The organism is Streptomyces sp. NPDC001985, assembly GCF_040296845.1.
In the GTDB taxonomy this organism is placed as follows: Bacteria; Actinomycetota; Actinomycetes; order Streptomycetales; family Streptomycetaceae; genus Streptomyces.
Genome location: NZ_JBEOYB010000046.1, coordinates 58,486 through 69,366, shown reverse-complemented (window position 1 = coordinate 69,366; position 10,881 = coordinate 58,486). Strand labels below are relative to the sequence as shown.

At 68.2% G+C, this 10,881-nt stretch carries 7 protein-coding genes and 2 pseudogenes; 4 read left to right on the top strand and 5 right to left on the bottom strand.

Annotation, left to right across the window (positions count from 1 at the left end; all coding sequences use genetic code 11):
* Positions 1–381 precede the first annotated feature (381 nt).
* Both ABT122_RS21370 and ABT122_RS21365 read left to right on the top strand, forming a co-directional pair.
* Entirely contained in the window at positions 382–945 is a 564-nt protein-coding gene (locus ABT122_RS21370) for a dihydrofolate reductase family protein (RefSeq protein ID WP_351554397.1), read from the top strand.
* Positions 946–1,015: 70 nt separating this feature from the next.
* Complete coding sequence (locus ABT122_RS21365) at positions 1,016–1,348, top strand: hypothetical protein (protein WP_351554394.1); 333 nt, start codon at positions 1,016–1,018, stop codon at positions 1,346–1,348.
* A gap of 830 nt (positions 1,349–2,178) precedes the next feature.
* Here ABT122_RS21365 and ABT122_RS21360 read toward each other — a convergent pair.
* Positions 2,179–3,171 (bottom strand): AraC-like ligand-binding domain-containing protein, encoded by a 993-nt coding sequence (locus tag ABT122_RS21360; RefSeq protein ID WP_351554392.1) that lies wholly within the window; start codon positions 3,169–3,171, stop codon positions 2,179–2,181.
* 760 nt (positions 3,172–3,931) lie between these two features.
* On the opposite strand from ABT122_RS21360, the gene ABT122_RS21355 reads away from it, so the two are divergent.
* Entirely contained in the window at positions 3,932–4,087 is a 156-nt protein-coding gene (locus ABT122_RS21355) for a hypothetical protein (protein WP_351554390.1), read from the top strand.
* Positions 4,042–4,494 (top strand): annotated as a pseudogene (locus ABT122_RS21350) (His/Gly/Thr/Pro-type tRNA ligase C-terminal domain-containing protein); the annotation flags it as partial. The gene ABT122_RS21355 and the pseudogene ABT122_RS21350, both read left to right, overlap by 46 nt.
* A gap of 383 nt (positions 4,495–4,877) precedes the next feature.
* Here the strand turns inward: ABT122_RS21350 and ABT122_RS21345 are convergent.
* The 4 genes and pseudogenes from ABT122_RS21345 to ABT122_RS21330 all read right to left on the bottom strand — a co-directional run bounded on the left by ABT122_RS21345 (position 4,878) and on the right by ABT122_RS21330 (position 10,873).
* Entirely contained in the window at positions 4,878–6,167 is a 1,290-nt protein-coding gene (locus ABT122_RS21345; protein ID WP_351554387.1) for a hypothetical protein, read from the bottom strand.
* Between the two features lie 197 nt (positions 6,168–6,364).
* A pseudogene (locus ABT122_RS21340) lies at positions 6,365–6,637 on the bottom strand (type I-E CRISPR-associated endonuclease Cas1e); the annotation flags it as partial.
* Between the two features lie 902 nt (positions 6,638–7,539).
* Entirely contained in the window at positions 7,540–8,856 is a 1,317-nt protein-coding gene (locus tag ABT122_RS21335; protein WP_351554384.1) for a cytochrome P450, read from the bottom strand.
* A gap of 241 nt (positions 8,857–9,097) precedes the next feature.
* Entirely contained in the window at positions 9,098–10,873 is a 1,776-nt protein-coding gene (locus ABT122_RS21330; protein ID WP_351554381.1) for a hypothetical protein, read from the bottom strand.
* Positions 10,874–10,881: the final 8 nt, after the last annotated feature.

Below are 10,881 nucleotides of genomic sequence, written 5' to 3'. Positions count from 1 at the left end.
GTCGCCTCACAGCCCCCGCCCGGGGCGGGGGCTGTGAGGCGACGGGCGGCAGGAGCAGCGGCAGGACCGGCTGACCGGACTACTCCCGCGCGGGCGGGCACGGACAGGGAGATCAGCGAGCAAGCCTCCCCATCCGCTCGTTGCCGGCCACGGCCCGGACGATGTCGGGGGGGGGGACCTTCGCCGTCCACCCGACGCGGTACGCGCTGATCACGTCCCCCACCACGCGCGGGGACTCCCCGCCCTCGCGGCGGAACACAGACTCTGCGGCCGAGCCACCGAGCGCACAAGGACTACCCGTGGGCTCAGATCGCGCGCCGACGAGTCTCACACGCCGCGCCGGTCCGTACACGTGAGACCGACGTACGGAAGGCTGGCGCCATGCGAAAACTGATCTACGGCATGAACCTGAGCCTGGACGGCTACATCGCCGCGCCCGGCGACGACATCGGCTGGAGTGTGCCGAGCGACGAGCTGTTCCAGTTCTGGTCCGACCAGTTGCGGGCGACCGGCCTGTCGCTGTACGGGCGCAGGCTGTGGCAGACGATGAGCTCCCACTGGCCGACCGGCGACCAGCAGCCCGACGCCACCCCGGCGGAGATCGAGTTCGCGCGCCGCTGGCGGGACATGTCGAAGGTGGTGTTCTCCTCGACGATCGGCAAGGTCGACTGGAACACCCGTCTGGTCACCGGCGACGCGGTCGCCGAGATCACCCGGCTCAAGGCCGAGGACGGCGGCCCGATGGACATCGCCGGCGCGACACTCGCCGGGGCGGCCATGCGGGCAGGGCTGATCGACGAGTACGTACTGGCCACCGCGCCCGTCCTGGTGGGCGGCGGCACGTCGTTCTTCACCGCGCTGGACAACTGGGTGAACCTGAACCTGGTGGAGACGCGGACGCTTCCCGACGGCGTGATCCTGACCAGGTACGAGACGAGACGCTGAGCGTCGGGCGACTCCGCGCGGGCGGGGCGTTCAAGGAGAGCGCGGGCCCGGAGGTGCCACCGTCCGGCTGATGGGTGCGGGGCTGGAAGGGACCGTCGCCATGGATCTCGCGCATGACGGCCTCGAACTCGGTCGGGGCCTGGTCGTCATCCATGCTTGGGCCGGTGATCGCGCCGACATCGACCGGCCTGTCGGCGACGGCACCCCGCTGGGCGGCGAAGCCGACGCTGACGCCATCGAGAGGAGCACGTCCACGCCGACCTCGTGGACACCGCGCTGCACACGGCACCAGTCCACCTCATGGCTGTGCGCACTGGGGCTTCGCGTCTGCCGCGCGCTCAGCGGGATTCTCCGGGCCGCCTACAGCCGGCCCCGTCGGCTACCGCACCACTCCGCCTTGTGATCTGCCGGACGGCTGGAACAGCCTCGGCAGGTGAACCACCCGCTGCGCGCGCCCGTTCCAGGGCCCCCTGACCAAAGGTGATTCAGAGAGAGGAGTTGACAGCCGGTCCGCACGGGCTGGGCGTGGTCTGCGCCGGCCCCGTGCCGCTCGGCCGGTCTGTCATCCATCATTTTTGACCCAGGTTGCCCCGCTACCGCATGTGTCCGGCGACAGCGGCTGATCTCTACAGGCACGCCAGCGAACCCTGCTGCCGTAACCACCCTTGAATGCTCGGAAGATCTTAGCGTCGCTTGCCATGACAGGTGCCTTACTGTGCGCCACGCTCACCAGCGCGGCGTCGGCCGCGCCGCTCCCAGATGTCGAAGCGGCGGAGTCGGACAAGGCGGTCGCGAGCGGTCCGCCCTCGGACGCCACCTGTCCGGTGAGTCTCATGGCCAACAGCCGCTTCAGGAAGTACGGAGACTCCTGGTACCTGAGGGACCTGGAGTGGGACGGTATGGACGTGTACGCGGACTGGCAGAACCAGTTGCGGAACGCCGGCAGAAACTGGGTCTCCTACCGGTCCGGAAGATGCACCAGCGGGCTGGGATCGGGTGATTGGGGCAGGTGCAACAAGGACTCCTACGAGGACAGTGCCTACAAGCAACTTCTTCCTCTTCGGTGTGGAACCTCTCGGCTGCGCCTGACCATTGGCCGGTGGTTGCACGGCTCCGGAGAGGTGGTGCGCCGACCATGGCTCCTTGCCCGAGCGTGGTCTTCACCATGTCGGTATCCCGTCGTCGCCGCGATTCCCCGGGACACCAGGGTGCGAGGTGGACCCGTCCGAGTCGTTAGCGAGAAGTGCCGTTTTCGCTTGCCGTGGAGTCCACTGCCTGGTGTCGGCAGTCGCGGGGGGAGAGGCCGAAGGCGGTGTGGAAGGTACGGGTGAAAGAGGCGTGGGAGGTGAATCCCCAGCGGAGTGCGATGTCGCCGATGGGGGTGTCCAGGAACGCGGGGCCGGTGAGGTCGCGGCGGGCGCCTTCCAGGCGCAGGCGGCGGATGAGGGCGGCGACCGTGGTGCCCTGGTCGCGGAAGAGGCGGTGCAGGTAGCTGATGGAGATGTGGTGTGCTGCGGCGACCGACGCGGGTGTCAGGGCGGGGTCGTGCAGGTGTGTGCGGATGAAGGCCTGGAGCCGCAGGGTGAGGGTTCGGGTGCGGGACTCCGGGGGCAGTGCTCGGCCGGCGTCGAGGGCTTTGGCGAACAGGGCGGATGCCAGGTCCACGGCGATGATGGCCAGCCGGGGGCCGTCGGAGGGGTGGAAGGAGTGGGTGTCGGTGGAGAGCCGGGTGAGGAAGTCCGCCAGCAGGGCGCCGGTCCCCTCCCGTGCGGAGAACCGGTAGCCGGTCAGTTGGGAGATCGAGTCCGCCGGGAGGGGCAACAGGGCTCTGGGGATGTCGAAGCCGATGCCCTCGTGGGGGCCGCCGGCCCGCACGTCCACGCTCCGTGAGCTGTCGACGAGGCAGAAGCTGAACGGATCGTAGGCCGCTTCACGGTCGTCGTCCCGGGTGACGTTCAGCGTCCCCCGCGTGGGCAGCGAGAGGTTGACCCGCTCGGGGTCCGACTGCCGGACCAGCCTCGGCGTCCGCAGGAACCGCACCGGCTGAAACCTCGACGGCCACACCGTCACCCCGCCGAACTCCAGCAGCCGCTGCGACGCCCGGAAGTCCGCCCGGTGCTCACTGACCAGCTCCACGGGCGCGTGCGCCCGCTGCACCAGCTCACGCCAGCTCTCGAACCGGTCCGCGGCGGGCACATCCTCACTTCTGAAAACAGTCTCGATCACGCTTTCCCCCGTCCGGAAAGATCATCGCACCCCGCTGTGCCCGCCACGTTCCGGCATGGGACACGGAACGTGGCACGGGCGCGGAGCGCGCCTCCGAACCCAGTCTCCCGAGCGGCTTCACCCCGTGGAACATACGAGCGAAAACTCACTGTTTTTGACGCGTTACTGCCCACGTGGAAACGGGCGTACCCACCCTGGTGTGCTGTGTCGCGGCTTCCCGGGGCGGCTCGGCCTCGACAGCTGGGTCCCTCTCCCAGGGACGACCGGGATCGCGGCCGGCGGGGGTGCGGCAGGTGCTTCCGGCGGGCGCTTCACGGGCAGGGCAGTCGAACCGCTCGATGGTGGCGGCAGGTTCGGCGAGCACTGGCATGTCGCAGACGCTACGCGAAAGGGCCTGATGTGGAAGCCGTTCCGCGAGAGGCCTCAAGAACGAAGGTCGCGGCAAACCAGACACGGCTCAGTGAGAGTCCGCGATCTCTCAGAAGTACTCCTTACCGCGAACACGAAGCGTGACAGCCTTCGTCAAGGTCCACCACACCGGCGGGCCGGCACAACCGGAGTACCCGTCGTGTTCGGCACCTGACGCGGCCCGCGGAGGTGCTGACGTGAAGTTCATGAAGCGCGCCGCAAGCATGACGACGACGCCGGACAGTGTCCCGGCGCGCTGAGCTATGACTTGGACGAAGCCCCGGGGCGAGTGCCCCGGGGCTTCGTCGTTCCCCCCGACGGTTACTCGCCCGAACCACGCGAGGAGACCATCGTGCACGACCACCGCAAGCTCGGCCGTGAGCTGAACCTGTTCGACACCGACCCGCTGATCGGCTCGGGACTTCCCTACTGGCTTCCCGACGGCGCGGCCGTACGGCACGCCTGCACTACATCGGCGCCGACAGAGCGAAACACCGTCCCGTCATGATCCACCGCAGCATCATCGGCAGCGTCGAACGTGTCGTCGCCCACCTCATTGAACAGCACGGCGGGGCCTTCCCCGCCTGGCTCGCCCCCACCCAGCTGATGATCCTCCCGATCTCCGACACCGAGATGCCGAACGCCCACGCACTCGCCCAGCGGTGCATCGGCCTCGGCCTGCGCGCCAAGATCTCCGGACCGCACGACGGGACTCTGGGCGCCCGCATCCGGGCGGCCCGCCTCGTGCCCTACCAGGCCGTTATCGGCGCCAAGGAAGCCAACGACGGCCATGTGGCAGTGCGCCTGCGCACCGGTCAGCGACTCGACCCGCTGCCCGCCGACGATGTCCTCAGTCATATCAGGGCCCTCATCGACGAGCACAGCACCGACCTGTGGCACGGTGTTTCCTCGTAGCCGACACCGCGGTCGATCTCCGCCCGTCCTTGTCGGCGGCGACGTGGTCGTCATCGAAGGAAGACCCGCACTCTCCTCGAAGGCTCGCGTGTCTCCTTCATGGCGCTCGTGATGCCGGCCCGACCTCGGCCGTGTCGGGCGGCCCGGCGGAAGGTGTCATCCGACCCGGCCGCCGTATCTGCCGGAGCGGCCGCTATCCCACCGGTTCCGTGGACCAGCTACGTCGTGGTCGGCTCGGGGGTCGCGCTCGAAATGTCGCCGCTTCGGGGTCGGGGTCGGGGTCGACACCGACCTCGCCGAACGCGGCCCCGCAGGCCACCGGCCCCTACGGGCACGGCAACCCGAACGCGCTGTCCCACAGTGGTGTGCGGTAGCGACTGGTTTCAGCTGCGGGTGATGGAGAAGACCACGCGTACTCCGGTGGTGGAGTTGATTCGTTCGTTGAGGCCCCAGATCCGGCCGGTTGCGGGCGCGTAGCCGAGGTTCTGGGTGTAGACCGGGGACGTGGTCAGTACGTGGGGCGCGGCGCCGGGACGTGTCTTGTGGATGCAGGAGTAGCGGGCCCCGGAGGGGTCGCCTGATCCGTCGCCCACGCCCTGGGGGCAGTCGCCGGCCAGATACCAGTCGGTTCCGTCGGTGGCCGCGCCCTGCATGGCCCAGATCGGCGAGGAGTAGGCCGCGGTGGCGTGTCCGTGAGGCAGGGCGGTGTCCGCGTTGAGGGCCCAGCGGATCACCCGGCCGCCGGCCGCGCCGCGCTTGTACTCGGCGGAGACCAGGCCGTCCTGGCCGGTGCGGTCCAGGCTCAGCGAATTGAGGCAGGGGCGGTCGCCGGTGGTGACCGAGCAGGCTCCGCCGTCGGCGGTGGTGACGTATTCGCCGATCATTGGCAGCGCGTAGTTGCTCCACCGGGCGGAGGAGGCACCACCGTTGACGCCCACGGCCTCCGTGCTGGAGTTGACCTTCCAGATGTGCCGGAGGTCGTAGACCTGGAGCCAGCGGCCGTTGGCGACGAAGACCTTGTTGCCGTACCAGACGACGCCGTCGGCGTGCGCGCCGACCTTGGTGAAGTTCCCCTTCCCGTCGGCGCCGAGAGTGGGCCGCACCAGCAGCAGATGGTTGTAGCGGATCTGGTTGTTCTCGGCGTTCACCAGGCTGACCCGGGTGAACTCGTTGGGCACCGGGTTCGGGCCCTGCATGCCCCGGCTGAAGTGCCAGGAGGCCAGAGAGGCCGTGCGGCCCTCCCACAGGCCGTTCGGCTGGGCGTCGTGGGAACCGGTCAGGCCCTGCGGGGTCCAGCCCCCGGCATCGGTGTACGAGTTGGAGGTGTCGTCGGCGGCGTCCCAGCAGAAGCCGCCCGGGTCGAGCCGGGTGGCGAGCCCGGTGCCGTGACACAACCCCGGCCGGCCGGTGCGACCGCCCGAGGTGAGGACCTGGGTGGCGTTGCGGACAGTGACCGCCCCCTGCGCCTCGACGGCGGTGATGGCCCTGTCGTAGTCGGTGAAGGTGCTCCCGGCTCTGAGCTGGAACGCGGCCACGGTCGCCGGGTCGACCGGAGCGAACGGCGTCGCAGCCCGGGCGGGGGTCGCCGCCGGGCCGAGAAGCAGAAGGGCAGCGAGGACACAGAGAACGGTGCCGAGCGCCGGCAACTGTATGCGCGATGTGTGCAGCAGCATGAGGGCAAGCTACAGGCATCAGCGCGGGACGAGCGGTCTCCGCGGACCCCTTCGGCCTCTCTCGGCCCCGGGCGGAACCGGTGTCCCGGGGCACGCGCTCCGGGACGTGCCTCAGGCCTTCGCCGCCGGCGCCGCCCAGCCCCCGGCGGCGGCTTGACGGCGGGACACCGGGCACGCAGTGTGCGGAGAGTACCCACTGAGCCCACCTCCCCCCGGAGTTGCTGGAGGGTCAGGCCCTGGGTGTTCTCGCCGGGGAAGCGCAGATCGTGCATGCGGCGGGCGACGGCGACGCGTTCCTTGGGGCGGGTGACGAGCCCTGCCTGGTGTAACCGGAGGTGGGAGGTGCGGGCCGCGCCGAGGCCGGAGGCGTAGAGGCGGACGCCCTGTTCGCCGACCCGGCACAGGGTGGTGGCGGAGTCGGCGAGCAGGGTGACCGCGGCGTGGGTGACGCGGGTTCCGGGGCCGATGAGACGGCGTCCTGGGCGGAGGTGGGGTCGCGCAGCTGGTGCAGGCCGAGGACGGCGTACCGGTAGAGCGTGGACGAGTTGAACTCCAGGTGCCGATCATGCCCGCTCCGGAGTCCTCGGTGTTCTCGTCGTCGACCGCGGTGCAGTAGTCGAATTCGGTGCGCACCGTGTGGGTGGAGAGCGCGTGGGGCCTTGGTGGCGGACTGGGTGATGCCCAGCGGGGTGAGCAGAGCCCCGGCCAGGCGCTCGGCCTGGTCCTCACCGAGGCCGGCGCCTCCCTTGGTGACGGGCTGGGCGAGCCGGGCGCTCAGTTGGACGGCGGGAGGCTCTGCAGGATGTGGACCTCGGCGAACAGGGTGGGTGCGGTCATGGTGAACTCCTTCAACGGGAGGGAACGGAGTGGATATCCGGTGGTCGTGAGGGGGCGCGGCCGAGCCGGGCCGCCACGAGGAGCGGTCGGGAGGGGTCGGGCAGGCCCGCGCCCCGCATCGGTGGCGGCCCGGACCTCCGCCAGTGGCGGGCACGGCTCCGGACGGCGCACTCCCGCTGCCGCGCACGCCGTGACACATATCGAAGAGAAATGGAGAGCCCCCTCGAACCTGATCTGATGACCCATCAGGAGGGGCGGATTCCGCAACGGACAGTCCACAATCCATCTTTATGCCCAGCCCAAAGATACACCTTCGAAGAATTCCTGATCATTTCTTCATGTTCGGCGAGGCCGAATCGAGCCACCCGAAAGGGGTTCCTACCAGCGAACGACCCCCGCGGGGGCGGGGACGACTGTCCACTACCCCTACCGAACGCGCGCCAGAGGCGCGCTCAAGAGCACCGCAGACAACTCGGAGACACATAAGCCTGCCAGGGAGCCCCCATGGGCCACACCGACCTGTGTCAATACTTTATCAATGCTCTCGCCTGACCAGTCGGACCCGGACATCACGAGGCTGGAGAAGTGCCTTCAGCTCTGGCCTCGCCCGACTCTTCGGCGCGATCTCGCAACGCCACTGCGATATCACCGAGGCGAGTGCGAGCGTCGCCTCCAGCATCGCAAAGTCGTTGCCGATACATTTTCGTGCACCCATGCCGAATGGGAACATCTCATGAGATGACGGCGCGCCACTCCGATTCCACCTGTCCGGAATGAAGGATTTTGGACAGGCAACGCCACCCGGTCGGTGATGCATTACGTAGGCACTGACTCCCAGTACGGTGCCTGATGCTATGAAATGGCCTTCCAGCGTTGCGTCTTGAGTAGCGACTCGGGGCACCATCCACCCCGGCGGATAGAGGCGGAGCGTCTCGTTCAACACGGCGCTGACGAACGGGAATTTGTCGACATCCTTGAGTTCCGCCGCATGTCCGGCCAGTTGCGCGTCCACTTCTGCACGCAACCTGTCCTCAGCTTCAGGATGCCGGCCCAGCAGGTACAAAGCCCATGTCAGGAGGATCGCTGTGGTCTCGATCCCTCCGAAGAGGAAGGTCATGATCTGATCGCGGATTTCCGCTTCAGACAACGATTCATCCGCTTCTCGTGCAGCCAGCAGGGCAGACAGGAGGTCTCCCCTGTCAGACCCGTCAGCCTTGTATGCACTGATGGTTTGCCCGATCATCCCACTCAGACGTGCGTACGCGCGCCCGTAGGCACGATGAGCAGGAAGGGGAAGCTTCGCCATCCAGTCCGGCAGCAGCATCCCCCGGAAAACACCATCCGTGAAGATCCCAAAATCGCGGCCCACTTGCACAACGTCACGTTCAGGCATTCCGGAGGCGAATACCACACGGGCCGTCACGCGAGTTGTGATCTTCTTCATCTCGCCGAGCAGATCCACAGTTTGCCCGCTTTCCCAGGAGGCGAGGGAAGCGGAGATTTCCTCTGCCATCGTCCTCGCGTATGCAGGTAAGCGGCTGGAATGGAACGAGGGCTGCACCAGGCGTCGCTGACGCCGGTGGTCGTCACGAGGGCAGGTCGCCAGCCCGTTTCCGATGAAGTCACGCCCTTTGTCGATGAGCGGCCCTCCCTTGTCGAATGTCCGGTCATTCAGGAGGATCTGCCGGACCAGGGCCGGGGTGCAGGGGATCAGCACGGGCCGGGGCCCGACCCGGATCTCCACCAGATCCCCGTACGCGGGGAGCGACGACAGGAATTCCAGAGGGTCACGCCACAGCGCCGGTCCGTGTCCCAGCACCGGGAGCGCCTTGGGGGCCTTGACCACCTTCATGAGATGTCCCTTCCACGATCCAGGTCCACCGGAGCCTGCACACGACCTCATTTCCCGCCGGGCTTCACACCTGTCTGCATCATGTATTCCAACAAGAGCACCTTCCGCCAGGATTGCCGATGCCGCGATCAGTTGAGGGTTGCTCGCTGCTTGATGAGCGTCGTCGGGTCTCTCGATACCATGACAGGAACGTTTCCAGAGACCGGCCTTTCGGCCATGGTGGTGCAGCACTGCCGAGCCCCTACTGGCAGGTGACGGTGATGCCGTTGACCAGCCGGCTGTACGGGTTGAGCCCGGCAAGCTCCAATGCCCCCGTGGTGGCCCCGAAGAATGCTCGGCGCACGAGTAGGCCTTCCTCCAGGGGGAGGCGGTAGCTGTCTCTGACTGCCTGATCGACATCCATGAACAGGCGGACCGCCGCGTCCGCTTCCGGCGCGCTGTCCAGGGCTGTTTGGTGCCAGATTCTACCGATGTGGTCGCGGAGTCGTGCCGCCGGGCCGCTGCGGGGTGTGCCGCTTGCGTCGAGGGCGGCGTCGAAGACGTTCTTCCAGTCGTCAGCCAGGTGGTGCAGATCGGGGAGTGCGTCGGCGCGCTCGCAGCGGGCAAGGGCCGAGGCTGCGAGGGCCGCGCACGGGTCGGAGTCGAGGCCCCCTCGGGGAAGGCATCGGCGGGCGATGCGCCGCGCGTTGTCTTCGGCCGAACGCGAGGAGTCCGCGTGCCAGAGGGGTTCCCAGGACGGCGAGTGCAACTGGCTGCCGGCGTGCAGTCCGGCCGCGGTGGAACGCAGACGTCCACCGGGGGGCGTCAGGGCGTAGGCGGTGGCAACCGGGCTGGAGGTGTGGGCGAGGTGGGCGAGTTGCCGTTGGACGAGGTAGCGGGGGACAAGGAGGTACCACAGGCAGGCGCCCATGGACAGTTCGGCGGCTTCGTCGTGCCCTGCCTGCCCACAGCCGCAGACCAGTACCGCGTCGCAGACCTCGGCCAGCGCGGTGCCATAGCCGGCCACGCTGAGGTGGCTATGGGAAGCCAGGCCCAGGAGCAGCGCGTTGAAGCATTCGTGGTGGACGTAATCCGCCACCGCGTCGACGATGTCGTTGTAGCGCAGCAGATTGTCGATGGCCCGTTGGATAGCCGTACAGGATCTGGCTGCCGGGAATGTGCCCAGGCCGTTGCTGACGTGCCGGTAGTGGCTGGTGGAGAGCATCACCCGGTGGTGCGGGACCATGGCGCCGTCCCACCAGCGCGCGCGCATGTACTCCTCAGGAGTCACGGTGTGGCTGGCCGTCGGGCTGCTGGTCGCGAGTGCCGCGTCGGCCAGCTCGTCCTTGATCGTCATGAGGCCGCCGACGGCGACCATGTCCTTCACCACCTGGTCCGCAGCAGGACCTGCCAGGCAGGTGAGGCCCTCGCTGGCAGCCACCTGGTAGGGGTGGTGGCTGCCGGCACCGGAATCATCCGCCGCACCGGCGAAGTCCACCGCCGTGGTCAGACACATCACGGACGCGCACAGATCGTGCAGGCCGGCATTGTCGCCGCGGATGAACTGCCACGTGTAGATGCTGCCCCACAACTCCCTCATGGCCATGATGGGGTCGGCTGCCCCCGGGTTTCGCCGGCGGTACTCGGCCCACAGCTCTTTCACCTCGCCGCCCTTGCGCGGGGCGATGCGGGCCAGTGCGGCCAGGCCACGGGCAGCCGGTCTTTCACCGCCGCGCCACAGGCCCCCCGCCTGCGTGGCGACGGTGCGGCGGACTGTGTCAGCGACCGGGCTGGCCGTGATGCTGCCGCGCACCTCGGGCGAGTACACCGCCTTCAGGACGCGCCTGGCCATCTCGTATCCCCCGTCGTAGCAGGGCATGACGGTTGACTGATAGGGCTCGTAGAGAGGTGTGCCGACCATATAGGTAGTCGCCCCGTCTGCTGCCCGATGCCCTTCCGCGGCCACACCGATACGGGACAGCATCGACCGTGAGGCTTGGTTGATCAGACCGCAGTCCTCGGCATTCCAGACATCCATGGGGCTCG

Coding starts and splice junctions, on each gene's coding strand:
- ABT122_RS21370 (WP_351554397.1), top strand. CDS start 382: ATGCGAAAACTGATCTACGGCATGAACCTGAGCCTGGACGGCTACATC.
- ABT122_RS21365 (WP_351554394.1), top strand. CDS start 1,016: ATGGGTGCGGGGCTGGAAGGGACCGTCGCCATGGATCTCGCGCATGAC.
- ABT122_RS21345 (WP_351554387.1), bottom strand. CDS start 6,167: ATGCTGCTGCACACATCGCGCATACAGTTGCCGGCGCTCGGCACCGTT.
- ABT122_RS21335 (WP_351554384.1), bottom strand. CDS start 8,856: ATGAAGGTGGTCAAGGCCCCCAAGGCGCTCCCGGTGCTGGGACACGGA.
- ABT122_RS21330 (WP_351554381.1), bottom strand. CDS start 10,873: ATGGATGTCTGGAATGCCGAGGACTGCGGTCTGATCAACCAAGCCTCA.